The 26484-nt window shown below is 41.7% G+C and carries 20 protein-coding genes and 2 pseudogenes; 15 read left to right on the top strand and 7 right to left on the bottom strand.

Features of this window, described 5'->3' with window-relative positions:
* Positions 1-157: Uma2 family endonuclease (locus NWP17_RS15490; protein ID WP_280655771.1), on the top strand; the 157-nt coding region annotated here is incomplete at its 5' end.
* A gap of 595 nt (positions 158-752) precedes the next feature.
* On the top strand, positions 753-1664 hold the full coding sequence (locus tag NWP17_RS15485; protein WP_280655769.1) for an IS982 family transposase: 912 nt from the start codon (positions 753-755) through the stop codon (positions 1662-1664).
* A 112-nt stretch (positions 1665-1776) separates the two neighbouring features.
* Here the strand turns inward: NWP17_RS15485 and NWP17_RS15480 are convergent, their stop codons facing one another.
* Together NWP17_RS15480 and infC are read right to left on the bottom strand one after the other, a co-directional pair.
* Entirely contained in the window at positions 1777-4773 is a 2997-nt protein-coding gene (locus NWP17_RS15480; RefSeq protein WP_280655768.1) for an MFS transporter, read from the bottom strand.
* 277 nt (positions 4774-5050) lie between these two features.
* Positions 5051-5584 carry a translation initiation factor IF-3 gene (gene infC / locus NWP17_RS15475; RefSeq protein ID WP_280655767.1) on the bottom strand — a complete coding sequence of 178 codons (534 nt, stop codon included), beginning with the start codon at positions 5582-5584 and terminating at the stop codon, positions 5051-5053.
* A 265-nt stretch (positions 5585-5849) separates the two neighbouring features.
* Here infC and NWP17_RS17680 point away from each other — a divergent pair.
* Together NWP17_RS17680 and NWP17_RS15470 are read left to right on the top strand one after the other, a co-directional pair.
* Positions 5850-5927 (top strand): annotated as a pseudogene (locus NWP17_RS17680) (IS200/IS605 family transposase); the annotation flags it as partial.
* Positions 5928-6117: 190 nt separating this feature from the next.
* On the top strand, positions 6118-7029 hold the full coding sequence (locus NWP17_RS15470; RefSeq protein WP_280655766.1) for an alpha/beta fold hydrolase: 912 nt from the start codon (positions 6118-6120) through the stop codon (positions 7027-7029).
* A 12-nt stretch (positions 7030-7041) separates the two neighbouring features.
* Here NWP17_RS15470 and NWP17_RS15465 read toward each other — a convergent pair whose 3' ends face one another.
* On the bottom strand, positions 7042-7380 hold the full coding sequence (locus NWP17_RS15465; RefSeq protein WP_280655765.1) for a BON domain-containing protein: 339 nt from the start codon (positions 7378-7380) through the stop codon (positions 7042-7044).
* A gap of 198 nt (positions 7381-7578) precedes the next feature.
* Here NWP17_RS15465 and NWP17_RS15460 point away from each other — a divergent pair.
* The 7 genes and pseudogenes from NWP17_RS15460 to NWP17_RS15430 all read left to right on the top strand — a co-directional run.
* Positions 7579-7993: pseudogene (locus NWP17_RS15460) on the top strand (RNA-guided endonuclease InsQ/TnpB family protein); the annotation flags it as partial.
* Positions 7994-8098: 105 nt separating this feature from the next.
* Positions 8099-8617, top strand: coding sequence for an acetolactate synthase small subunit (gene ilvN, locus NWP17_RS15455; protein WP_280655764.1), 519 nt, complete (start codon positions 8099-8101; stop codon positions 8615-8617).
* 287 nt (positions 8618-8904) lie between these two features.
* Entirely contained in the window at positions 8905-11970 is a 3066-nt protein-coding gene (locus tag NWP17_RS15450) for a peptidase domain-containing ABC transporter (protein ID WP_280655763.1), read from the top strand.
* A gap of 36 nt (positions 11971-12006) precedes the next feature.
* Positions 12007-13560, top strand: a complete 1554-nt coding sequence (locus tag NWP17_RS15445; RefSeq protein WP_280655762.1) for a beta-barrel domain-containing protein — start codon at positions 12007-12009, stop codon at positions 13558-13560.
* A 38-nt stretch (positions 13561-13598) separates the two neighbouring features.
* On the top strand, positions 13599-14357 hold the full coding sequence (locus NWP17_RS15440) for a peptidylprolyl isomerase (protein WP_280655761.1): 759 nt from the start codon (positions 13599-13601) through the stop codon (positions 14355-14357).
* Between the two features lie 362 nt (positions 14358-14719).
* Positions 14720-15043, top strand: a complete 324-nt coding sequence (locus NWP17_RS15435; RefSeq protein WP_280655760.1) for a hypothetical protein — start codon at positions 14720-14722, stop codon at positions 15041-15043.
* Between the two features lie 88 nt (positions 15044-15131).
* Positions 15132-16007, top strand: a complete 876-nt coding sequence (locus NWP17_RS15430) for a PEP-CTERM sorting domain-containing protein (RefSeq protein ID WP_280655759.1) — start codon at positions 15132-15134, stop codon at positions 16005-16007.
* A 75-nt stretch (positions 16008-16082) separates the two neighbouring features.
* On the opposite strand, the gene NWP17_RS15425 is transcribed toward NWP17_RS15430, so the two are convergent.
* From NWP17_RS15425 to NWP17_RS15410, 4 genes are all read right to left on the bottom strand, one after another.
* Complete coding sequence (locus NWP17_RS15425; protein WP_280655758.1) at positions 16083-16247, bottom strand: VOC family protein; 165 nt, start codon at positions 16245-16247, stop codon at positions 16083-16085.
* Between the two features lie 261 nt (positions 16248-16508).
* Positions 16509-17795: a carboxyl-terminal processing protease CtpC gene (ctpC, locus tag NWP17_RS15420; RefSeq protein ID WP_280655757.1), complete on the bottom strand. Its 1287-nt coding sequence runs from the start codon at positions 17793-17795 to the stop codon at positions 16509-16511.
* 513 nt (positions 17796-18308) lie between these two features.
* On the bottom strand, positions 18309-19535 hold the full coding sequence (gene ispG / locus NWP17_RS15415; RefSeq protein WP_280655756.1) for a (E)-4-hydroxy-3-methylbut-2-enyl-diphosphate synthase: 1227 nt from the start codon (positions 19533-19535) through the stop codon (positions 18309-18311).
* Between the two features lie 294 nt (positions 19536-19829).
* Positions 19830-20708: a peptidoglycan DD-metalloendopeptidase family protein gene (locus NWP17_RS15410; protein ID WP_280655755.1), complete on the bottom strand. Its 879-nt coding sequence runs from the start codon at positions 20706-20708 to the stop codon at positions 19830-19832.
* A gap of 269 nt (positions 20709-20977) precedes the next feature.
* On the opposite strand from NWP17_RS15410, the gene NWP17_RS15405 reads away from it, so the two are divergent.
* From NWP17_RS15405 to serA, 4 genes are all read left to right on the top strand, one after another.
* Positions 20978-22186, top strand: coding sequence for an HhoA/HhoB/HtrA family serine endopeptidase (locus tag NWP17_RS15405; protein ID WP_280655754.1), 1209 nt, complete (start codon positions 20978-20980; stop codon positions 22184-22186).
* Positions 22187-22376: 190 nt separating this feature from the next.
* Positions 22377-23477, top strand: coding sequence for a ligand-binding sensor domain-containing protein (locus NWP17_RS15400; protein WP_280655753.1), 1101 nt, complete (start codon positions 22377-22379; stop codon positions 23475-23477).
* A gap of 135 nt (positions 23478-23612) precedes the next feature.
* Complete coding sequence (panB, locus tag NWP17_RS15395) at positions 23613-24383, top strand: 3-methyl-2-oxobutanoate hydroxymethyltransferase (protein WP_280655752.1); 771 nt, start codon at positions 23613-23615, stop codon at positions 24381-24383.
* A gap of 422 nt (positions 24384-24805) precedes the next feature.
* On the top strand, positions 24806-26386 hold the full coding sequence (gene serA, locus NWP17_RS15390; protein ID WP_280655751.1) for a phosphoglycerate dehydrogenase: 1581 nt from the start codon (positions 24806-24808) through the stop codon (positions 26384-26386).
* Positions 26387-26484 lie beyond the last annotated feature (98 nt).

Raw genomic sequence — 26484 nt, 5'->3', positions numbered from 1 at the left:
CAATGGCTTACAACTAGGTTGGTTAATTAATCCCCATGACCAACAAGTAGAAATTTATCGTCCTGATCAACCACCAGAGGTTTTACAATCTCCCACAACTTTATCAGGTGAAGATGTTCTTCCTGGTTTTGTTTTAAATTTCCAGAATATTTTTTGACTTTTTATACTTGAAATTATTAAATATTAAATATTAAATATTAAATCATTTGAGTAAGTATTTGTAAAGTAACAAAATTTACTAAACCGCCGTTATCCTTCTAGGGCGGCTTTTTTTTGGTTCCTATAGCTTGCCATTTTTGATATACCTAAAATATAAATGGTCGGCATGGGGTATCGGCACGACTGTAAGACTACCTTGGTAGCAAGTTGCGGTGAACCGTCAAGAATCACCGACCTGGATTGCTGATCCTATAATCATGATTAGTTTTAGGTATAGTTTGTAGTCTATTATAGCTTTTCTTAAACACGTAAAATACAAATGTAAGTGATAAAAGTCTTATATTGCAAGCATATTGCCAGCTAATTATGTACCTCACTTGGGCGAAATTGGCTATATACACTCAAGGAAATAGTTAACGTGAGTTCGACGGAGAGGAAGGGGCAAAAAGCTTGCTGTGTAAGAATTTGCTCAAGCGGCATTCATGGGAGCGATCGCGCACAGTGAGACATCACTACGATTAATTGAGAATCGGTAAAAAGTGACAAAAAAATGCCGAAACTAAAAATATCAAAGAAAAATAAAGGTTTCGGCTATGTCTACTATTATATCTCGCCTCGATATTACACAAATTTTCTGCGACGTAGATGATTTTTGCACCTCATGGTCAAACCTCTGGCAGCAAGTACCACAATTGCCATCAACAATGGGAGAAAAGCGTAGCAAATCGAGGATGCATTTATCCGAAGTGATGACAATAGTCATAGCCTTTCATGGCAGTGGATATAAGACATTTAAGGAATTTTACACACTACAAGTCTTGCCGGGTTGGCGTGAAGCATTTCCAAATTTGGTGAGCTACACAAGGTTTGTGGAATTGATGCCTTGGTGCTTAATGCTTTTATGTTGTTTTTTACATACACGCACTGGAAGAATTACTGGGATTAGCTTTATTGATTCCACACCGATAAATGTTTGTCACAATGCCAGGGCGCATTCTCACAAGGTATTTAAAGGTTTAGTCAAATGGGGAAAAAATTCTGTGGGCTGGCACTTTGGATTTAAACTACATTTGATCATTAATGATTGTGGGGAATTATTGGCATTTTCCCTAACTCCTGCCAATGTGGATGACCGAAAACCAGTCCCAGATATGACTAAGGACTTAATTGGTAAACTTTTTGGTGACAGAGGATATATATCTCAAAAATTATTTGAGGAGTTATATGAACGAGGATTGCAGTTAGTCACCAAATCTAAAAAGAAAATGAAAAATCGTTTGGTCAAACTGATTGATAAGATTCTATTACGCAAACGCGCTGTCATTGAGTCGGTCAATGACCATCTCAAAAATATCTGTCAAATCGAACACTCTCGTCACCGTAGTCCATTTAACTTTTTGGTTAACTTGATGGCTGGTTTAGCCGCTTACACCTATTTGCCCAAAAAACCTTCCATTGATATTTACCCAAAAGATTTGCCTGCTCTACCTCCTGCCATTTTTTAGTTCCGTCGAACTCACGTATAGTTAAAATGACTGAGGTGTAAACGCCTCAACTGGCTTTCATCCTTCACCTAAAGGACGGTTAAGTTTTTCCGTTATCCTCCAAAACTTAACCTCAAGGGTTTTCAGCGTATTTTTTGATAAATTCCTTAATTTGAGCCACTACCAGAGGGTGTGAGTCTTGTTGTAATTTAGGTAGCAGTTCCAGCAAGACACGGTGGGAAGCAACACTAAGATAAGAGACTGCTGCTTCCCGCACAAAACCTGTGGGATGGCGTAGAGCCACTAAAATTTCTTGAATCCTTAAGCGGATGCGGCTAACTTGAGCAAAGTGAAAACAGCAGGCTAAACACCAATCAGAAAGTAAATTATTCATAGTCACCATGCGACTAAGGCGATCCCTCACAGACATTTGTTGATATACGCTTAACCCAGATTCCACCAGACAATACAGTTTTTCTTCGGTTGAGCGCTTGTCTAATATATTCAATATTATGGATTTTGTGGGCAAATTAATGGTGTGGTCTAAAATTTCTAACCCCTGTGCTAAATTGGCCGGGGATTGTGATTTGAGATTAAATGCTGCCGCTTGCATTTTTTCGGGTGAATAAAGTAATCTCAGAAGTAAGAGCAACCGCTCTTTTACATCTATTTCTAATTCTTCCAGGGCGCGTTGTAATAAACCAGCAATTTCTAAAATCCGTTGTGATTGTTGATTTTCTGGCATTGCTGCTGCTTGAAAGTCTAAATAAGCAGCGTAAATTTCCCCTAAGAACTTTAATTCCTGTTCTATTAAAGTTTCTACTTTTGTTTGATGAAAGGTATCTATGGTAATAATTTCTGGTTGTTTGTTGATTTTGACTAAACTGCGGAGGATATAATATCTGGTGGCTCCCCAAGATGTTTCTAGGTGTTCCCATAAAGTTTCTATGGCTTCGAGGGTGGAAATTTGAGCAATGGTGCGCCAAGCATACATTCGCACGACTTCGGGTTGGTAGCTGTTATTGGCAAGCTGTACTAGCATTTCCAAAGCTTCATTTTCTAACTTAATCAATGCCCGCATGGCAGTACTACGGGTTGATTTATAATAAAGCGCTGCTATTAGTGCTGAGTAATATTCGTCTAAACGAGTTGCAGCGATCATTTCCAATACTGCACAGCGTACTCGTAAGGAATCATCCTGTAATAATTTGGGGATATGAATCCGCAGGGCTTGTAAATGTAGTGCTTCTCTCAGCGCTCTGACTCCATTGACTCGTTCTCGTTCTTGGCTATGGGTGAGCATTTGGCGCATAGTTTTTGCGGCTGCTACTTTTTGTAGGGGTGTTCCCTGACGCAAAATTAAGGCGGCTGCTGTAGCCCGGATCAATGAATGATGTCGGGGTTGCAGGTATTCTTCTAGTCTACTGAGATTGGGGTTGGTATCGGCTAGCCAAACGTATCGCAGAGCTAAGGCAAAAACTTCTGGGTCAACTGTTTCTGGTGGTTGTTCTAATAATGATCGCACGTCTGGGGCATAAGTAGGATTGATATTTGCCATGAGCATGACTTCTAAGCTTTGACGCTGTAGGTCTGGAGGTAATTTTTTCAGTAAGGGAGCTAAAACCTGTGATGCTCCTTGGAGGTCGATTTGTGCTAATACTTCAATACAAGAGCTTTTATCAGCAGTACTGCCTTTTTCTGATAAAGCTTTCACTACTCCCTGTTGAAAAGCACGCAGACCAACATTTACTGCACTCAGTTCTCCCCGTTCTGCACTTAATACTAGTAAATCAACATAACGCGATCGCAGTACTAAAACTACTCTTAAACAAGCTGCTGCTATGATCACTGTTTCTGCTACTAATACCCACCTTTGCATTTCCGGGTTTATGAATTGATTGCCAAGAAACAAAGTTACTAAAATAATGATACCAGCCACACCAGTGGCGATGGCTTCGGCGGTTCCTCCTGATAATGTCTGAGTGCTGCTGCGGATACGTTCTGGTATGGGTTGGTATAGAACAGGTCCACTACTAACCACAAAGGTGTAGCGTAATAGTTCATCTACAAATTTTAATCCCACTAATCCCCAAAAGAAACTTTGGGTTTGCAGGACTGGCAATAAGTTGAGTAATATGATTGTCCCCGGTAAAATAAAGCCTACTGCTATGGGTAGCAATGCCGCTGTAAAAAATACGCCAAAGCGTTCAGTTATGCGGCTGGAGAGAAACCATTGAGTAATTAACTCACTTAGTCCGACTATGCCACCAAATAAACCTAAAAAGCTGGCTAATTCTCGGCTGTTTAAAGAAATATTAAGTTCACGTAGGTATTGAAAATCTACCAATAATCCAATAATTTGTAAAAGACCCACAAAGGCGAATAACTGCCATGTGTAGCGCTTGATGGGAGTTTTGAGGCGACGGTGTTTGCTTGCTTGTTCTGGGGTAATTAGGCGTTGGGGAGCATCAGGAAAGGCTTCTCGGTGGTGATGAATTAAGTAAAATAAAATACCCGTTCCTAATATAATCACACCGCAACCGATGAGAATGACTGACTCTAATTTGATAAATTGCAGCATCCCCGGCAAGGTAAAACCACTGATAACATCAGCTACTAATAACCCACTGCTCACTAAGGGATAGGTACGTTTTATTTCTCGGATATTAAATAATTGATTAGCCAGAATGGAGGTGTTGAGGTCGTTGATGACATAAATTGCGTCTACCCATAGCCGCAGGAGAAAAACTAAAGCTACTGTTAAATAGGAGATATGTGTTTCCCCCCGCAAGGATACCATCAACATTAATGGCATCACCATACAAGGTGCGATCGCCACTATCACCCAACGCAATGGGAATATTTTTTGCAGCCAGGAATAAACAAATACAAGTCCCATACTCATTACAGCACTGGCAATGTACATCCAAGGCAAGGGGCCAACCCCATATTCATCTAAAAACAGAGCCACTGTACTATCTTCTGCCCAGCGCAACCCTACTGATACAATAGTGTAAAAAACAAACATCATTGCTGTCCGTGCGCTTTCTTCTGGTCGAAGATTTACCCACTGTAATAGTCGTGCTGCAAGGCTTTTTTTGGCAGCAAACCAGTCATTTTTCAGTTCCATGCACTATGAGCTAGACTAAGTTAAATTCACACTCTGATAAGGGAGAATATAAACTATTATTTAAACTATTATTTAAACTATTATTTCCACTTATCCTTTTTGTTTTTCTCTTTATTATGATCATAAACAGCAAAAATCCTGAGTAACTGAGTATTATTTTTCCCACTCAGTTCTCAGGAGTATCAGTTGGCTGAAAATTTCCACCGATCAGGGAGGGTGAGAAGTTATCAGTGATAAATTATGGTTGTGATCGTTGATATTTCCATTAATGAGGGAATTATTTTTTAGGGGAAATCAGCATCATCATATTTCTACCTTCTTTTTTCGGTGCTTGCTGCACTTCACCAATGGATTCTAAATCCTTGGCCATGCGCTTGAGCAAGTCTTCTGCTAGGTCACTGTGTTGAATTTCTCGACCCCGGAACATCACAGTCGCTTTTACTTTATCACCTTCTTTGAGGAAGCGCTCCGCTTGCTTGACACGAACATTGTAGTCGTGTTCTTCGATTTTGTAGCGCATCTTCACTTCTTTGACATCAGCCGTGTGCTGCTTCTTCCGGGCTTCCCGCGCTTTCTTCTCCTGCTCAAACTTGTACTTCCCATAATCCATGATCCGACAAACCGGTGGGTCAGCCTTGTCACTGATCAGTACTAAATCTAGCTCTTTTTCTTCGGCTAGTTTTAACGCTTCGTGTGGGGGTATAATTCCTAATTGTCCGCCATCAGTATCAATGACTCGAATCTTAGGAAACCGGATGCGCTCATTGATTTGGGGCAAATCGCGAGTTCGTTTTTTCTCAATCACAGGCATTATGATTTTGGAAGCTCTCTAGTTGTTAAGATGTGGTTTTGACTTGGTTTGTTTGGTTTTCTTGGGATTGCCTCAGCAGCACGATGCTTAATTTAACTGAGGACTTAAGATAGAATGTATCTTCCTAGGTTGACATACTCACCGACCTTGAAGGTGGGTGATTCTTGACAGTTCACAGTAACTAGCTGCCGAAACAGTCTTACAGTCACTCCCTGTCCATTTTAGGTCGTGCCGATGCCCCATGCCGACCATTTTTATATTCTGTTACTTTGTGTCTTCTGTTGGTGGTGCGCCACTTGAGGTGCTGAAGAAATATATCCAGAATCTAGAAAAGCCGTCGTAGAACGACGGGGTTTTCAACCCATTTTTTACATAACTGAATAATTCTTAATTTTTCAGATATTTTAACATGAAATGGCTAAGGTTATGTTATTTCATCTTGAGTGCTGGTTGAAGACCGTGGCGTGGGAGATGACTTATAGACTTATAATATTACCTAGCTGGTGAGTAGAGGGGGAAAATAGGAGGAAAATGTGACCACTACGCTACACTGGCAAGAACGAGTTGGCAATCAAAGAGATTGGGTTTGGCGGGGTTGGCAAACTCGTTACACTTATATCCGACCCGGGGAACGTGACCAAAATAGTATGCCTTTAATTCTGCTTCATGGTTTTGGTGCTTCTATTGGTCATTGGCGACATAATATGCAGGTGTTAGGGGAACAGCATACTGTTTATGCTTTGGATATGCTGGGTTTTGGTGCTTCTAAAAAAGCCGCCGCTCATTACAGTATACAGTTATGGGTGGATCAAGTATATGAATTTTGGCAAGCATTTATCCGCCAACCGGTGATATTAATTGGTAATTCTAATGGTTCTTTGATTTCTTTGGCTGCTGCGGTTGCTTATCCAGAAATGGTTCAGGGGATAGTGATGATGAGTTTACCAGACCCGACTTTAGAACAAGAGGCTATCCCGTCTTGGCTGCGACCTGTGGTGATGGGGATGAAAAAGTTAGTGGCTTCGCCCTTGATCCTGAAACCAGTGTTTTACTTTGTGCGGCGACCAAGTGTGCTACGTCGGTGGGCGAGTCTGGCTTATGTTAATCCCGAAGCTGTCAGCGATGAATTAATAGATATTTTAGCGGGACCCCCCCAAGATAGGGGTTCGGCTCGTGCTTTTACTGCTTTGTTTACAGCTGCGATCGCTGTTAATTTTAGTCCTAGTGTCAAGGCAATATTACCCCAAGTAACAGTACCAATGCTGTTAATTTGGGGACAAAAAGATAAATTTGTACCTGCTGTATTTGGTAAAAGATTTACTCAGTACAATGAGAGGTTAGAATTAGTGAATTTAGAAGATGTTGGTCACTGTCCCCATGATGAAAGCCCAGAAATAGTTAATCAGTTGATTTTGGATTGGATGAGGAGACGGGTTAACAGTTAGCTGTTAATAATATTACTCAATGGTCACCTGATCAGTTTGAACGTCTGTAGCGCCATGAACAGAACGAGCTACGGTAACCATTTTGTTGAGGATTTCTTGGCTGGGGACTTTACCTTTGAGTACTACAGTGCTACCGGTTTGAGCAACCCAGAGAGTCTCAATGTCTTTTAGTTGGGAGTCTTGATCAAATGCTAAGGCCACTCGCTTGGCTAAACCACTTTGGTCATATTCTCCTTGCAATCCTAAACGTTCTGGGGGAATTGTTTCCGTGGGGTCTGTTGGTTGGGGTTGAGGATTTACTTGGGCTTTTTGTGGTTTTTCTAATCCAAACAGTCTTTGTAACCAACCCATAAGAGCTTTTCTCCGATTTTTGGTTAATTCTGGTCATATCTCACATTTGAAGATTAACATATGGGTGAATGATTTACATCTACCGATGACAAGATATGCGCTGTTAAAGGTTGGTGGGTTTAATTGTCTGGGAGATTTTGGGGAGAAAATGTTAGTGGTGTTGACTTGTGTTTAAAATAGAACCTAGGATAAATTATCAAGATAGCGCGTAAAGTGTGCAAGTCTAACGAATTAGTAGCCTATGAAAACTTACAATTGCGTAATTTACTTAAAAATCATGGTTTAGCTAAGTCAATTGGTGACGCTAGCTGGTATGTGTTTAGGGAATGGATTGAGTATTTTGCTGGTAAATTTGGTAAAATGGCTGTTGCTGTAGCACCACATTACACAAGTCAACAATGCAGTAATTGTGGGCACATTGTGAAAAAAACTCTATCAACTCGCACTCAGAGGATGTGTTTGTGGATGGGAGTTACATAGAGACACAAATGCAGCAATTAATATTTTAAGTCTTGCTAGGCAAGCTAGGGGCGGACAGTCCCGAAGTTACGCTGTAGGACTCGCGACCTCTACTGTTTTAGGCGAAAGTCTATTAGAGCAAGTGGCAAGGTAGAGTACAGAATCCCCGACCTAAAGGATCGGTGAGTGTCAAAGCAATTTAGTGTAGCAGTGCTTTTAGGGTAGCTTTAAGGGGTGGCCTGAGTCGGTATTGGCGAAGATGAAACATACTCTTTCTGTTTTAGTAGAAGATGAGGCGGGTGTTCTTTCCCGTATTTCTGGTTTGTTTGCCCGTCGCGGTTTTAATATCGAAAGCCTTGCGGTTGGACCAGCAGAGCAAGGAGGGGTTTCCCGGATTACGATGATTGTACCTGGAGACGATCGGGTGATTGAGCAACTGACCAAGCAATTATATAAGTTGGTGAATGTGCTTAAAGTCCAAGATATTACGGAAATTCCCTGTGTCGAGCGAGAATTGATGCTTTTAAAGGTAAATGCTACCAGCAGCAATCGCTCGGAGGTGGTTGAACTGGCGCAAATTTTTCGGGCGCGAGTGGTGGATGTGGCGGAAGATTCTCTGACTTTAGAAGTTGTGGGAGATCCCGGTAAGATGGTGGCCATCGTCCAAGTTTTACAAAAATTTGGTTTGAAGGAAATCGCCCGCACTGGTAAGATTGCTCTGACTCGTGAGTCGGGTGTGAATACTGAGTTGCTGAAGTCTTTGGAAGCTAAGGTTTAGATGATGTTGGTTGAGGGCGTATTGCAATACGCCCCCACCGGGTAGGTATGGGATGTGAGTCGGTGGGGTAGCGGGCAAGATACCCGCAATACAAGATTTTTATTATTGTTAAATATTTTGTTTTCATGGTTTTTTTTTGGTGATCTGGTTGGTATTGCCAATTTGACGTGACATATTTACTAGAAACCTGTTAGTAATTTTATTTATTATCAATCCAATTATAGTCAACTAAAATTTTTCCAACACCCTCTGAAACTAAAACTAATTCTAGGCGTGGAGGTTAGGTAATGAATAGGGTATTTACCCAGGAATCTCTAGGTGAAAAAATCAGTGAAACTTTAGGCAAGGTGCTGACCAAACAAGAGTTACAAACTTGTTTAGCATCTATGGAATTTGTCAGCCCACCGGTGGCAAGGCAGTTCTGGCAATCGGCAGAAATGAAGGCTGGTATTTATATTATTTTGGCTGGTAAGGTGAGATTGTCAGATAGTTTTGATAACTTAATTACTACTTTGTCCCCGTGGTCTTCTTTTGGTGAAATAACTTTATTTCCAAAGCAGAATTTTAGTGATTACACGGCGAGAAGTTCACATAATTTAGAACTGGGGTATCTCAGCCAAGATGTATTACAAGGGCTGATGGAAAAATATCCGCAGATGCGCGATCGCTTGTTTATTCGTGCTGAAATGTGGGATTTGCTGCTGTCATGTCGCCAAAATTCACAGTTCCCCGGACATCCTGGGGAATTTATGGCTATGCTGAATGCGTTGGCTTTATTTGAGCGCCACGGACTAGAAATTGGTTCTGTAAATACACAATTCCCAGATTCTTGTTTGTGGGTGTTGTACCAGGGTGAGTTGCTGAGTTCTGAGGGTAAGTCTTTTACAGCGGGGCAAATTTCCGGGGAACTGAAACAGGGGACTTGGCAAGCGATACAACCCACCATTGCTTATATCCTTAAAAGTTCTCACTGGCAAAAGGCCGTGGAACATTGTCAAGGTCTAGGTTTTTTTCTTTCTGACTATGAACATCACCAGAGTTTAGCACCTGAAAATCACAGGGCAAAACCACGCCAACATTCTGGGGCTAGGGTTATACCTTTCCCCCAGCCAGGAGCAAAATCAACAGCCAGGGACAATCAACCACGCCCGTACTTTCCCAGCCCAAAGGTGCAAATGGGGCATTGGTGGAAGCGTTTGAGTAAAAGCTATCCTTTCTATGCTCAACAAAGTGCGACGGATTGTGGCTCGGCTTGCTTGGTGATGATTGGTAAGTATTGGGGTAAGCACTTTAGTGTTAATCGCTTGCGGGATATGACCAATGTTAACCGCAGTGGTGCATCTCTACGCGCTTTAGCCGCCGTGGGAGAAAACCTGGGTTTTGCTACTCGTCCTGTGAAGGCGACTTTTGATAAGTTGGCAGAACAATCTCTACCAGCGATCGCTCACTGGCAAGGTAATCATTTTATTGTTGTATATGAGATGACTAAGAAGCGGGTGATTGTGGGTGATCCTGCCATTGGTCAACGCAGTTTGACGAGAAGGGAATTTAATAGTGGTTGGACTGGTTATGCTTTGTTACTGCAACCCACAGAGCTACTGAAGGCTAGTGAGAATCAGAGTGCTAGTTTTTGGAAGTTTTTTGAGTTAGTCAAGCCTCATTATTGGGTATTGCTAGAAGTTTTTATTGCCAGTGTGTTGATGCAGGTATTTGGACTAGTAACCCCAGTGTTTACTCAGTTATTACTGGATCGAGTGCTGGTACAGCGCAGTATTCCCACTTTAAATGCTGTGGGTGTGGGGATGATTGTGTTTGGTTTGTTCGGTATTGCTATGAATGGAGTACGGCAATATCTGTTAGCTCATACAGCCCATCGTGTGAGTGTTTCTTTACTGGTGGGATTTATTAAACATACTTTCCGCTTACCTTTGGCTTATTTTGAGTCTCGTTATGTGGGAGATATTATTTCTCGCATTCAGGAAAACCAAAAAATTCAGCGTTTCTTAACTGGGGAAACTCTATCTATCATGCTGGATATGCTGACATTAGCAGTTTATCTGGGCATTATGTTTTGGTATAGCTGGCGTATGACTTTGTTTGTGTTGTTGACAGTGCCACCTTTTTTTATTTTGGCGCTGGCTAGCACCAACATTTTGCGGCGTATTTCTAGAGAAGTTTTTAATGCTGGAGCTAAGGAAAATAGTTACTTGATTGAATCTCTCACTGGTGTCCGCACGGTGCGTTCATTGGCTATTGAACAAACTGTACGCTGGCATTGGGAAGAACTACTGAATGATTTGGTGAAAAAAGGTTTTCATGCCCATGTGATTGGGAACCGTTTGCGAATTGTCAGTGGTATTATTCAAACTTTTGTCAATGCTGCTTTGATGTGGTTTGGAGCATGGCAAGTTATCCAAGGGGATTTGACTATGGGGCAGTTAGTTGCTTTTAATATGTTGGTGGGTAAGGTTTTGAGTCCTTTCCAACGGTTGTCAATGTTGTGGAATGGATTACAAGAAATTATTATTTCTACAGAAAGAATTAATGATGTTTTAGATGCAGAACCAGAAGAAAATTTGCTAGATAAACCCCGTAAGGTTTTGGGTAAATTGCAGGGGCATATTTGCTTTGAAAATGTCAGTTTTCGTTATCATCAGGAAAGTGAGAGTAATGTGTTGCAAAATATTAGTTTTGAGATTAAGCCTGAGCAAATGATCGCAGTGGTGGGGCGCAGTGGTTCGGGAAAAACAACTTTGACTAAGTTGATTCTGGGTTTATATCCACCAACGGAGGGCAAAATTTTGATTGATGGTTTTGATATTACTAATATTTCTTTGCGATCGCTGCGTTCTCAAATAGGTGTTGTTGATCAAGATACTTTTCTTTTTGGGGGGACGATTCGCGAAAATATAGCCATTGCTCACCCAGAGGCTTCTTTAGCAGAAATTACTCAAGCAGCACGATTAGCAGGGGCTGATGAATTTATTCAGCAATTGCCTATGGGTTATGAGTCCCAAATTGGTGAAAGTGGAGGAATGCTCTCTGGTGGACAACGGCAACGTTTAGCTATTGCTAGGGCTTTAATGGGTAACCCCCGGTTATTACTTTTTGATGAAGCTACTAGTCATTTAGATTCGGAATCAGAAAGGATTATTCAGAATAACTTAAAAAGTATTCTCCAAGGACGTACAAGTGTAATTATTGCTCATCGCTTATCTACAGTCCGTAATGCTGACGTAATTTTAGTTTTAGATCGGGGGGTATTAGTAGAAAGCGGGACTCATGAGGAATTAATTGCTAAAAAGGGACATTATTACTATCTGAATCAACAACAATTAGCTGAAGTAGTTTGATGTTATCAATAATTCTCCATTTATAAAACTCCAATTATGCCTCATACCTCTCCCAATTCTTCCTCTATACTTGTGAACCAAGAACAGGATGAGTATAAAAATTATATTCAACCTGGTGAAGAAACTACTAAATTTAATCAAACAATTTCAGAAAGTAATACGGAGGATTTATATTATGGTACTGAAGAATTACTAGATGGTTTACCTAGGGTCTGGACTCGCGGTGTGTTTTATACTCTGTTGGGCTTTGCATCTCTGGCTTTACCTTGGGCAAGTTTTTCTAGGGTGGATGAAACTGGTAGCGCCAGAGGACGTATAGAACCTAAAGGAGCAACTCAAAAGTTAGATTCCCAAGCGGGGGGAAGTGTTAAAGCTGTGAAGGTAGCAGAAGGGGACACTGTCACTAGGGGACAAGTGCTGGTAGAACTTGACTCTGATATTTTGCAAACTGAACTTCAGCAAGCTGAAGCTAAGTTGTCTGCATTGCTTAATCAAGCCGCGCAGTTTGATGTGCTGAAAACTCAATTACAGTTAACTATGAGTATTCAGAAACAACAAAATCAGTTTCAAGCTTTAGAAAAAATGTCCCAACTGAACCAGGCTAAACAAAACCTACGTTTTAAACAAAGTGTTTATGATCTGCAAAAGTTGGAAAAACAGGCACTAATTAAGCAAGTGCAGGAGCAGATTAAAATTGCTGAAAATGATTTACAGGCAGCCCAGGAGCGCTTGAGTATAGATTCCCGGCAAGTACAACGCTTTGAGCAACTTGTCAATGATGGTGCGGTTTCGGTTTATCAAGTTGAGCAATTGAAAAAAGAAGAACAAGAAAGCAGACGACTCTACACCAAGGCGGAATCTGATGTTCAACAAGCAAAGTTACGGTTAGCGGAAGAAACTAACCGCTATGAAGCAAAAATGAGTCAGTTACAGTCTGATATTGAACAAGCAAAACATCAAGTGCAAGGGGAACAAAATAGTTATCAAAGTTTACTACAGTCTGGTAAGTTGGCGCTACTTAAATATCAGGAACAACTCCAGGAACTAGAAACACAACTTACTAATTTACAAGCTAGTATCGCTCAAACTCAAAGCAAAATTACATCTTTAAATCTACAAATGCAGCAACGAGTGGTGCGATCGCCTGTTGATGGGATAATTTTTGAGTTACCAGTTAGTAAGCCGGGACAAGTGGTACAGGTTGGTCAGAGAATTGCCGATATTGCACCTAAAAATACCGAAATTGTCCTTAAAGCTCATATGCCCATTGAGGACAGTGGCTTTTTAAATGTGGGAATGCCGGTAAAAATTAAGTTTGATGCCTACTCATTCCAGGAATACGGCATTATACAAGGGAAAGTGACTCGTATTTCTCCCGATGCTAAGGTAACTCAAACACCCCAAGGAAATATGGAAACCTATGAGTTAGAAATTACTTTAGAACAGAAGTATATTGAAAGCGGTACAAAACGTATTCCTTTAACTCCAGGGCAAACAGCAAACGCGGAAGTTATTGTGCGTCAACGACGGGTAATTGATTTTGTTTTAGATCCGTTTAAGAAGTTGCAGGAAAATGGTTTAGAGCTTTAGTGATGGTTTATTAGTGAGATGAGCATGGGAGTTATATTATGTCTCAAATTTTGACTATTTCTGGTTCAGATATTATTCGCAATCTGAAATTATCTTCTCAAGTTCCTGGTATTGTGGAGGCGATCGCATCTCAAAAGATTATTGCCGAAGTAGCCCAGAAATCAGGAATTACAGTTACACCAGAGGAAATCCAGGAAGAAGGAGATAATTTACGTTTAGCTAAAAAGCTTGTCAAGGCTGAAGATACATTATCATGGCTAGAGAAACATTATCTTTCTATACCTGAGTTTGAGGAATCAATCTATAATAAAGTTTTAGCTCAGAAGTTAGCTCATTATTTATTTGCCCCTCAAGTTGAACGTTTTTTTTATCAACACCAACTAGATTATCTGGTTGCCATTACATATCAAGTGATTTTCGATGATAAAGACTTGGCTTTAGAACTGTTTTATGCTGTGCAGGAGGGAGAAGTTACTTTTCCAGAAATTGCTCGTCAATATATTCCTGAACCAGAATTTAGTGGTAATTATGGATATCAGGGAAGACAACATCGCAAAGATTTTCGCCCAGAAATTGCTGCTGCTATATTTGCAGCAACTCCGCCGCAGATTCTCAAGCCCATTGTTACTGTAAAAGGAGTTTATTTAATTTGGGTGGAGCAAATTATTCAACCCCAATTAGATGAGTCGATAACGGAAAAAATAATTACAGAATTATTCACTGCTTGGTTAAAGCAACAAATAGAGTGTCGTCAAATAGTTACTGAGCTAGATAAAGCACTACTCCCTTCTCACTAATTACTTAAATTTTTCTAGCACTTCTTAAACAGGTGAGATACAAATGTAAATGATCGTCTTGTAAGAATGTACCTTACTTGGGCAAAATTCGCTATAATCACCAACTAAAAAGGCACAGATAACAAGATATTAAGAATATCGCTTGGATGAATTTAAAATCATTCTAGCGATATATTTTTATTTGCATTTATACGTGCTTATGCTGGTTTTTTAGCTGAGAAAATATGGATTATTTTTAGAAATCATCTAATAAAAATCTAGTTAATTTATGATGGCATTTAGCTATTGTAGGGACATAACCAATCACAAACAATTGGTTATGGCAAAAGTTCTTCAAGATAACTACAACTTAGGAGAAAATCATGGTTATTTCTGATTTGAACATTTTAGAAGCTGTTGAAGGTTCTGCCATTGTTGGTGGTGGCGGTTTTAGCATCTTTAACGAGAAGTTTGAAAATATCGAGAGTGCGGTCAATGTCAATATAAATAAGGCACTTAACGTACAAGTTGACATCTTAGGCAACTTTGCTGATGCTCAAGCAGTAGCCCAAGCATACGGTAAAAACACTGATGCTGAAACTATAACCTTTGCAGAAGTAGAAGAAGGTGTTTATTCTGATGCGGCTTCCCGTTCCACAGCAGCAGCCTTCCCTGGATATGAATATGAAAACTACAATGCTTACTAAGGCATTGAGATAATTCTAGAGATAGAGAGTGACTAAAAGCCACTATCTATCTCTTTTACTGGCTCTAATCATAGTAGAAGTATAAGTGATGATTCAACAATATCTACGATTAGTGAATAAGTTTTTACTAATAGTTAGTCCGGTTTTAGCTGGTTCAGTGTTGCTGACTTCACCTAGTGAAGCTGCTACTTTTGCTTTATCTGAAGGAGAATTAATCTTTACTAACTTTAGTCAAAGTCCCAGGAGTACCTTGACTGATACTAATACTAATGCTTTGGTGGTTTCTGATGATAATAATGTATTTACTCAGGGTGAAGCCATAGCATTTTTCGGCGGTACTCCCACAGAGGCTTTAAATTTTTCTTCTAGTATTGCAAGGGGAGAAAATACAGCTTATTTAGGACTCGCTGAAAGTGAGGCTACAATTAAAGGGATTTTTGATATAAACCAAGACAGTATTTTTTCCTTTGATTTTGCCACTAATTTAAATTTAGCCACATCAGTAGATAGACCAGGAAGAGAAAGCGCCAGCGCCAGTGGTGGGTTATTTTTTGCTTTATTTGATGTTCAGGAAAATACCCTTTTAGACTATTTTAGTCTGGCGGGTGATTTAACTAAACAAGGTGATAATAACTTTGTTGGCTATGAAAATGAAGGTAATGTTATATTAAATCATGCAAAGACTGATTATGATTTTGTTGGTAATCAAAAGTTTGCCACTGCTGATGTTGACGGTTATGTAAAACGTTATTTTACTCACCCAACCACTCTAGCTTTAGTTCAGGTGAAGAGTAATGAAGTTATGGTTTCAACTCCTGAACCCTCAATCATAGTTGGTTTAATTGTTAGCACTGGTTTAATTGGTGTTGTGTTGAGACGTAATAAAAGTGTAATCGCTGATGGAAAATACAACCCATTTGATGTCAGTAGGTACACTAGCGGGGAAGATGCTGACATTACATAGTTTTGATGATTTGTATTAGTTTCTCTCTGGTAATAGAATCAAATAGTGAGAAATTGGAGCTTGATGGTTTAATGGTTAATAACACACTACTTCAATATTATGATCATCTGGGTCTAAAACAAATACTCCATAGTACTGTGAATAATAATAATGCGATCGCCAACTGGGTGAGCCATAATCTTTACCACCTACTTTAATGGCTGCTGCGTAAAAAGCGCTGACTTGATGGCAAGATTCCACTGTAAAAGCAACATGAACTTGTTGCGGTTTGTGTACTTCCCTATCAACGATCCAAAAGTCAGCTTTTCCATTTACAGCAGTTTTAACGTATTTAAACCACAGGCTGATATCTGTATTCTACCCCTGGCTCACGCTCCCTCGGCGATGGTCGCGCCTGGAGCGTGAGATATAAAAATATGGTTCATTGCTAGGAAGTTTTGTATCAATGGGGAGGAATTAAGTAGCGAAAACTTTACTCCCCTGGACTTGTTGACAACAAATTTATTTTTTCTGGGAACTGGTTATATTTCTAGCAGCAATTTCTTGACCCAAAACTTCTACAGCTTTGGCAAATTGGGGATCTGCTAGTGTGGCTAGTTTATCACGCTCATTTAACCATAATTCCTGGCGCTGCTCATCAGACAGATCCACGGTTACATCAGGATCAATGCCGTGTTTATTAATATCTTTACCATTGGGTGTGTGATATTTAGCAATTGTTACTGCTAGTCCTGAACCATCCTCTAAAGGACGCACTGATTGCACTAAACCTTTACCGAAAGTTTGAGAACCCACTATAACAGCCCGTTTATGGTCTTGCAAAGCTCCGGAAAGAATTTCACTAGCACTGGCTGATCCTTTGTCAACTAATACCACTAGGGGTTTATTAGTCAAAGCATTTCCCCTGGCTACTTCCCGTTCTTGTTCACCCTGGCGATCAATGGTGGAAACAATTGTACCTGAGTCCATCCACATACGAGCAATTTCCACACTGGAGTAGAGTAAACCACCGGGGTTACCACGTAAATCGAGGATATATCCAGCTACTCGTTTTCTTTCTAAGTCTTTAATGGCGCTCTGCATTTCTCCGCTAGCATTGGCACTGAATTGATTGAGGCGGATATAACCGAGTTTACCTGCTGGGGTTTGCCTTTCCGAATACTTGACTGGATGAATTTCAATGCGGGCCCGTGTGATTTGAAATTCCTTTACTTGACCGTCTCGTTCAATGATCAGGTTGACTTTTGTTCCTGGTTCACCACGAATCAGAGATACGGCCTGGTTAGTATCCATACCTTCAGTGCTTTGACCGTTGATTTTGATGATCACATCCTTGGCTAAAATGCCGGCTTTAAATGCCGGTGTATCATCAATTGGGGAAATGACCACAATTTGCTTTGTTTTTTCATCTTGACTGATGGTAATGCCAACACCTGTGAGTTCTCCAGAGGTGTCCACTTGCATATTTTTGAATTCTTCTGGGTCCATAAACCGGGTGTAGGGGTCATCTAGCTTGTCAAGCATTTCCCGGATGGATGTGTAGGCTTCTTCCCGACTACTGTAGGACTTGCTCAAGTACTCCTTCCGCACAGCTAGCCAGTCCACCTGATTAAAAGTACCGTCCACATATTGGCGCTGTACTATTTGCCAAACTTCGTCTACTAATTCTTTGGGACTTGCTTTAAATAAAGCCTGACCTCGGGAGTGAATGCCAAGACTAGTAACGGCAATCGTGGAAAGCGCCACTGCTGTAGCACCCAAAACAAGTCTACTTTTTGTAATCACCATAATGACAGCTGCGTCAGAGGGAGAGTTTATTGTCAGTATGCCCAATCTAACACAAGGTTGCACTGTCCAGACAAGGCACGTGTTACTAATTTCGTTAAAATACTCGACGATCCGGGGGATTGATATCTCCCCTGGTTGAAACACGGGGGATTCTAAACTGATATTGCTACGCGGTCATCAGACGCGCTAGGCAACGTTTACGATATGATTTAATAAATGATATTGTCTTGGGAGTGTCAACGCTCCCCTACTCATCTTGACTTAGATTATACTTAGCTTTGTGACTACTTGAATTTGCATCTTATGGTTTTTTCACCAAGTGGATGTTTTTTTTATTTTAACTGAACAAAAATGCTTTTAGAATACCCATCGCCTTTTGTTAAGGATACCACAGGATAAATCATAGCTTAGGGTTTCTCACGGTCTCACTATGTTTTGATAGCATTTTGATAGCAAATGGGGAATGGGATCAAGAAGTTTGTTGATTTGTGTTCCCTAGTCCCCATTTTTGTCTTAAGGTTCTATCCAACGTCCATCTGCTTTAATCAGGTTAATCAATTCTTCAACTCCTTGTGTTTCTGGGACTTTTTTAATTTCTTCCCGTCCACGATATAAGGAAATGTAACCTGGTGTTTTGCCAACGTAACCATAGTCAGCATCTGCCATTTCTCCTGGTCCGTTGACAATGCAGCCCATAACGGCTATATCTAAACCTGTGAGGTGTTTGGTGGCTTCTCGAACTTTATGTAAAACGTCCTCTAAATTGAATAAAGTACGTCCACAAGAAGGACAGGCGACATATTCCACCATTGTTTTCCGCAGTCCCAAGGCTTGGAGAATGCTGTAACAAACGGGAATTTCTTTTTCTGGTGCTTCTGTGAGTGATGCGCGAATTGTGTCGCCGATACCATCAGCGAGTAATGTGGCTATTCCAGCTGTGGATTTAATCCGCCCATATTCCCCATCACCGGCTTCTGTAACGCCTAAATGTAAGGGATAGTCCATGTCCAGTTCATCCATGCGCTTAACCATGAGGCGATAAGCGGCTAACATCACGGGTACTCGTGAGGCTTTCATGGAAATTACCAAGTTACGGAAATCTAAGGATTCACAAATGCGAATAAACTCTAGGGCTGATTCTACCATGCCCTCTGGGGTGTCACCGTAGGTAAATAGCATTCTTTCGGCCAGAGAACCATGATTTACGCCTATTCGCATGGCTTTACCTTGATCTCGCAAGGCAACTACTAAGGGTTCCAAAGTTACGCGGATTTTGTCGCCTATTTCTTCAAATTCGCTTTGACTATATTCGGTTCTGTTGGAGTTTGGTTTTTCAAATACATACAAACCGGGGTTAATCCGGACTTTTTCGATGTGTTTGGCAACTTCCAGAGCAATTTTCATGCCGTTGTGATGGACATCAGCTACAATCGGCACATCTCGGTAAGTTTTTATTAATTTTTGTTTAATTTCCGCCATTACTTTGGCGTGAGCCATGCTTGGTACTGTGACGCGGACTATTTCACAGCCAATTTCGTGTAAACGCCGAATGGCAGCTACGGAACCATCAACATCTAGGGTGTCCTCATTAATCATAGACTGTACTACCACTGGGTGGTTACCTCCAATGGTGACATTACCCACTTTGACGGGTCGGGTTTTACGCCGCTTAATTTGGGTGTCAAAGATGGGTTGATTTGCTGCGTTATCAATGGTTGTGGGAGTTGGCAGAGTTGGCATAACCAATGAGGGTAAGTTTGCTGTGGTGGAAATAAGCTGTTACGCATTTAATCTGTATAACCGTAGCGGGTAAGACTTGTACAGAGCGCTTAGTACTGAGCGTAGTCGAAGTATAGCCATAGTATGCCCGCACTACCTGTATTGATGAAATACAGGTTACTGGATTTAGCTGCTTAATAGCTTATTAGACTGAAAGTCTCTGTCTTTCAGATTGCCACACTCAGGGGATCTTTGAACCATTCTTTGGCTTTTAATATTTCTCAAAACTTTTGAATACGGAGATTGATATTTCGGTCAATGCTGTAAATAACTTTTGGGATCTTCGGCCACCCAACCTAAATCAGAGCCAGAACGCATTTCAAAATGAAGGTGTGATTGACTGATGGTAGGCTCTCCGGTAGTGCCTACAGTGCCGAGGATGTCGCCTTGATTAACTTTTTGACCGTGGGAAACCTGAATATCACTAAGATGGGCGTAACGGCTTTGAAGACCGCCACTGTGGTTAATGATGACTAACTTCCCATAAGTACCCTGTGGTTGAGCAAATACTATAATTCCTGGGGCGATCGCTTGTACAGGACTACCCACGGAGGCTAAAAAATCCACACCACTATGAAAAAACACTTCACCAGTGCTGGGGTGGATTTGCCAGCCATAGGGAAGTGCCACAGTTGCTAATGATTGCAGAGGATACCCAGCAATGGATATTGGTTGAGTATCCCTGGGGGTGGAAGATTTGGTAATCAGTCCATTTGCTGATCTGTTGACTTCGGGAATAAAGACAATTTTGGGGTCTGGTTGACAACCATTGATTTCAAAGAGTGCATCGGCGCGAATTTGATATTTTTTTGCTAGTTCTCGCCAAGTTTCTCCCCTAGCCACTTCTACTACAATTCCATCCTGGGGAGGAATTTGCAACTCACTACCAACAGCAAGGTTTCCGTTTCTGATGACAGGATTCATGTTGATTAGGGTTGTGGGTGTGAGATTGTAGCGCTGTGCAATGGTCGCCAAGGTTTCACCGGAATTAACTTGATGGCGTTGGAAGCGAGATAAAGCTGGTGTTGGACAGTTGGCTGCTGCATGGGCGCTATTGGAGTTGATGGGTGTGGATGTTAAACCCATAGCGGCAGCTAGGCTACACAGTAACAGTAGACGATGGGGAAGATTCATAGCTGAAAGTTCACAAAAGGCTAACTCTACATTTTAGTGGGGGAATGAGGTGGTGGCAGGAACTTAGTTCTTTAAGTTTATTTATATAGGGTTTCCTAAACACGGGAGATACAAGCATAAATGATCAAAATAACTTACCTGATTTGGGCAAAATTCGCTATATGTAAATTTATATGTAAATTTATATGTAAATTTATTTGTCCACTTTTCTTTTGCTTGATTACACTTAGGAATAAGCAACGGCACTGCTTTGTCTAAACGTAATCATTATGAATTTATCCTTAAAGCAACTAGCTATTTACCTGTCTTTAGCAACCATTGGTGGTGGTGCTGGTTTTTTGGCTAGTCGTTATCTTTTGCCAGACAATGGCTCGTTTCAAGAATTAAAAAATGTGATGGTAGCTTTGCCCCCGGAGTCTGTGGTTACTAATTCGGGGAGCGGATCAGTTGGCGTTACTGGGGTTGATAAACTGAATTTTATTGCTTCGGCAGTGCAGAAAGTTGGACCAGCAGTGGTACGCATCAATGCTACCCGTAAAGTTGCTAATCCCATTTCAGATGTTTTCAAACATCCATTGTTGCGGCGATTTTTTGGGGAGGATGAGCAACCAATTCCCAAAGAACGCATTGAGCGGGGTACTGGTTCCGGTTTTATTTTAAGTGAAAATGGTGAATTATTGACTAATGCTCATGTAGTAGGGGATACTGATACTGTGCAAGTGACTCTTAAAGATGGGCGAACTTTCGAGGGCCGGGTTGTGGGAGTTGACCCGATTACAGATGTGGCGGTGGTGAAAATTCCTGAAAATAAATTACCCACGGTTAAATTGGGTAATTCCCAAAATTTAATCCCCGGACAATGGGCGATCGCCATTGGCAATCCTTTAGGTTTAGATAATACTGTGACTATCGGCATTATTAGCGCCACTGGTCGCACCAGCGCTCAAGTGGGTGTGCCTCATAAGCGGGTCAGTTTTATCCAAACTGATGCAGCAATTAACCCTGGTAACTCTGGGGGTCCTTTGTTAAATGCCCAAGGTGAGGTGATTGGTGTTAACACTGCTATCCGGGCTGATGCTCAAGGATTGGGCTTTGCCATTCCCATTGAAACTGCTGCTCGCGTTGCTCAGGAACTATTTACCAATGGGCGGGCTGAACATCCTTTTTTGGGCATTGAAATGAAAGATTTATCTCCCACTATACAACGCCGGCTGAATCAAGAAAAAAACCTCAACATTCAGCAAACAACGGGTGTTGTGATTTCGGGGGTGATGGAAAATTCACCAGCTGAGGAGTCTGGGTTACTTCCTGGGGATGTAATTGAAAAAATTAATGGTAGACCCGTAAGAACATCTGCTTTAGTCCAGAAGCAGGTTGAATCTACCACCGTGGGAGATATCTTGAAAATTCAGATCAATCGGAATGGTCAAGTTAAAACTGTGAAAGTACAATCAAGTCCTTATGCAGTTGAGAATTAGCCAGATTTATTATCAGCTGTTACACATTTAATTAGTATAATCTTTACCTCGACTACGCTGAGTATGCCAGCACTAATTATGTTTATTAAATACAGATTTTTGGATTTAGCGGCACAATAGCTATAGCGATCGCTGTGCCAGTTGCGTAAGTCCTATAATAGCTGTGAGTACTGTCTCCAAATAAAATGTGATGGTGGAATTACTACGCAAGGGTCATAAAATATTACTGACTTCTATGTTGCTGGGGTTAATGGCTTTGCTAAGTGTGGCAAGGGCAGATGAAAAAGGTATAACTGGTCTGGGAAAAACCCCTGATATTGATTCCTCTGAGTTAACACCTTCTTATCGACCAGAACCACCACCTCCGGGTGTAGAACCTTTGCCAGATGAACGGGGAATTGAGGAGCGATCGCTAGAGGTAGATTATCGTGTTAATGATCTGTTAGGGGATTTTACAGGCAATCTCTGGGTGGGGTCTTGGCGGGGATTATCGCGAATTGACCCCAATACGGGTAAAATTTTAACTCGTGTTAGTTTACCAAGTGTAACAATTGGCGCATTGGCCCAAGATAAAGTGGGTCGCTTGTGGGTAGGAACCTATGAGGGACTGAAGCGAGTAGACATGGGGACGAGTGAAATTACAGCCCAAAATTTATTTTTGCCTTCTAAACGAGTGTTGTCATTGTTGGTTGATCAACGGGGTTATTTATGGGTAGGAACTGATAATGGTTTAGCTCTAATTAGTCCTGATCAAGGGTTGATCATGACAACGTTAAAAAAGTTGCCTGGTGTGAGTGCTAACGCCATGACTTTAGATGCTCAAGGTCATCTGTGGGTGGGGACTTTAGATGGACTGGTGCGGGTAAATACCGCCAGCGCCTTAATTATGAAGCGGATTAATGAGTTACCAGGAACAACAGTACAAACATTAGCCATTAGTCCAGAAGGTTTAATTTGGGCAGGAATGCCGAATAATTTGCTGGTGATTAATCCGAAAACTGGTGCAGTTTTGCGGTCTGTAACTCCACTGCGGGGGCGAAGTGTGACAGCAGTACGGTTTGCCCAAGATGGTAGTGTATGGGTAGGGACAAATAATGGTTTATTACGATTGAATCCATATACAGGGGCTGTATTAGACATAGTAGCCGGGCTACCTTCAACCCGAGTTCTTGCCCTTGCGCCTGATGTTGGCAATAAATTATGGATTGGTACTCGTGAAGGTCTGGCTTGGTTGATGCCCAATATGGAAGGTGCAAAACCCCATCTTGCTTTTAGTCGGGCGGTAAAGTGAAGGTGAGAGTCCGGGGACAGGGGGCTGTCGAATCCTCTTACAGCAAGTGGCAAGGTAGAGTACTGAGAATCCCCGATCCTTTAAGGCGGGGAGTGTCAAATATTTGTAGTTGGTTAACCGGGGATCTGTGTGAATATGGCAATTACTGCTCAACAGTTAATTCAATGGAAACAACAGGGGCGAGCTATCGTAGCATTAACGGCTTGGGATTATGCCATTGCCCAACTTATGGACGCTGCGGGGGTAGACTTAATTTTAGTGGGGGATTCTATGGCAGTTGTGTTAGGTTATAAAACAACGCTACCAGTTACCCTGGAGGAAATGTTGCATCATGCCAAGGCTGTGGGTCGTGCTGTTAAACAGGCTCTAGTGGTGGTTGATTTACCGTTTTTAAGTTATCAAGAAAGCATCTCACAAGCTATGCACTCGGCGGGCTTAGTGTTGAAGGAAACAGGCGCGCAAGCGGTGAAGTTAGAAGGGGGTTATCCGGCTATGGTGGAAACTATTGCCAGGTTGGTACAGGCGGGAATACCAGTTATGGGTCATGTGGGTTTGACTCCCCAATCAGTGCATCAACTGGGACTGAAACAACAGGGAAAAACTGAGGACTCAGCAGAGAGAATTTTTAACGAGGCCATGGCTTTGGAACAAGCAGGTGTGTTCTCTATAGTTTTAGAGCATATTCCGGCTGATCTAGCTATGGAAATTAGTAAAAAATTGACTATTCCCACCATTGGTATCGGTGCTGGTGTTCATTGTGATGGACAGGTGTTAGTGACTTCAGATGTGCTGGGTCTAACAGAAAAGCATCCACCATTTGCCAAAGTTTATACAAATATGCGAGAAGCAATTACTAAGGCGGTTAAAGATTATATTTCTGAAGTGCGCGATCGCCGTTTTCCCTAAACCCTAATTAAACCCTAATTAAATATACTGAATACCAGGAGTAGTTTCATAGTTTTAAAAGTTCACACTCCTCAAAAAAGGGCTTAAACACAGTGTGTTCACAAATATAAATAAAATAAATATTGTAGTGCGGGCATCTTCCCTACTGCATCAAGTTCTGGTAGGATTCGCTATGGACAATCTGGATTTATAAGAAAAAGAAGGGGTCATCTGGTAGAAGAAAATCCCGTGGTGTTTATGCTCGCAAGCACTTAGAAGTAACGCCAGCAGAGATGTTCCCTCTACTTCTATTGGACGTAAGTCCAGTACAAGCAAGAAAGGTTAGTGAAGCTTGAATCCCCAGGCTAAAGTCTGGGGGAGTGTCAATAAACTAAAAAGTCTTGTGCTGCAAAGACTGTAAATTGAAAATAAACGAAGTAATCATGTCTAAAGTTATCGTCTGTGATCCCATTGACCAAGCTGGAATTGACATTCTCACTCAAGTTGCTAGTGTAGATGTGAAAACAGGTCTGCAACCAGGAGAACTGATCGAAATTATTGGTGAATATGACGCGCTAATGATTCGCTCAGGTACGCGAGTCACACAAGAAATTATTGAAGCAGGGACGCAATTAAAAATCATCGGTCGCGCCGGCGTAGGAGTAGATAATGTAGATGTCCCCGCAGCCACCCGCAGAGGAATAGTGGTTGTTAACTCCCCAGAAGGTAACACTATCGCCGCGGCAGAACACGCGCTGGCCATGATTTTATCATTATCTCGTCACATTCCTGATGCTAATGCTTCGGTGAAACGGGGCGAGTGGGATCGTAAAACCTTTGTAGGCGCGGAAGTTTATAAAAAAACTCTTGGTGTAGTGGGTTTAGGTAAAATAGGTTCCCATGTGGCTACAGTAGCCAAAGCCATGGGGATGAAACTACTAGCCTATGACCCGTTTATCTCCACAGAACGAGCAGAACAACTAGGCTGTCAGTTAGTGGACATGGATTTGCTGATCCAGCAAGCGGACTACATTACCCTACACATCCCCAAAACACCAGAAACAACCCACCTAATTAACGCCACTACCCTGGCCAAAATGAAACCCACAGCCAGAATCATCAACTGCGCCCGTGGTGGTATCATTGATGAGTCAGCCTTAGCAGCAGCAATAAAAGAAGGGCGAATTAAGGGCGCAGCCTTGGATGTGTTCGAGTCAGAGCCACTGGGTGAATCTGAATTGCGATCGCTCGGTAAAGAAATAATCCTCACCCCCCATTTAGGAGCCTCAACAACAGAAGCACAGGTCAATGTAGCTATTGACGTAGCCGAACAAATTCGTGATGTTCTCCTAGGACTACCAGCACGTTCAGCAGTAAACATCCCTGGACTTGGACCAGACGTACTAGAAGAACTCAAGCCTTATATGCAGCTGGCGGAAACCCTGGGTAAGTTAGTGGGACAGCTAGCAGGGGGGAGAGTAGAATCCCTAAATGTGCGACTACAAGGCGAACTAGCAACCAACAAAAGTCAGCCCCTAGTTGTAGCCTCACTCAAGGGACTACTTTACCAAGCACTGCGGGAAAGGGTAAACTATGTTAATGCCAGCATAGAAGCTAAAGAGCGGGGCATTCGGGTGATTGAAACCCGCGACGCATCGGCTCGGGACTACGCCGGCTCATTGCGTCTGGAAGCCACAGGTACTTTAGGTACTCATTCTGTCACAGGGGCTTTGTTAGGGGAGAAAGAAATTCATTTAACCGATGTAGATGGATTCCCCATTAATGTACCTCCCAGTAAATATATGCTTTTTACCCTACACCGTGATATGCCAGGAATCATCGGCAAACTCGGCTCACTGTTAGGCAGTTTTAATGTCAACATTGCTAGTATGCAGGTAGGACGTAAAATTGTCCGTGGTGATGCGGTAATGGCTCTCAGTATTGATGATCCCTTACCCGAAGGTATTGTCACAGAAATCATTAAAGTACCTGGAATTAGGGACGCATACACGGTAACTTTATAAAAACCCTCCTAACAAGTGTAAAAAGTGCTGAGTAATTAACAAGGTTAGGAGTAACTGAATGGTGGTAAACTCGGAAATCTCTAACACTCAGCACTTAG

This window comes from Chrysosporum bergii ANA360D (assembly GCF_029891735.1).
In the GTDB taxonomy this organism is placed as follows: domain Bacteria; phylum Cyanobacteriota; class Cyanobacteriia; order Cyanobacteriales; family Nostocaceae; genus Umezakia; species Umezakia bergii.
The sequence above is the reverse complement of the archived record's forward strand: the minus strand, read 5'-3'. Positions and strand labels throughout refer to the sequence as shown.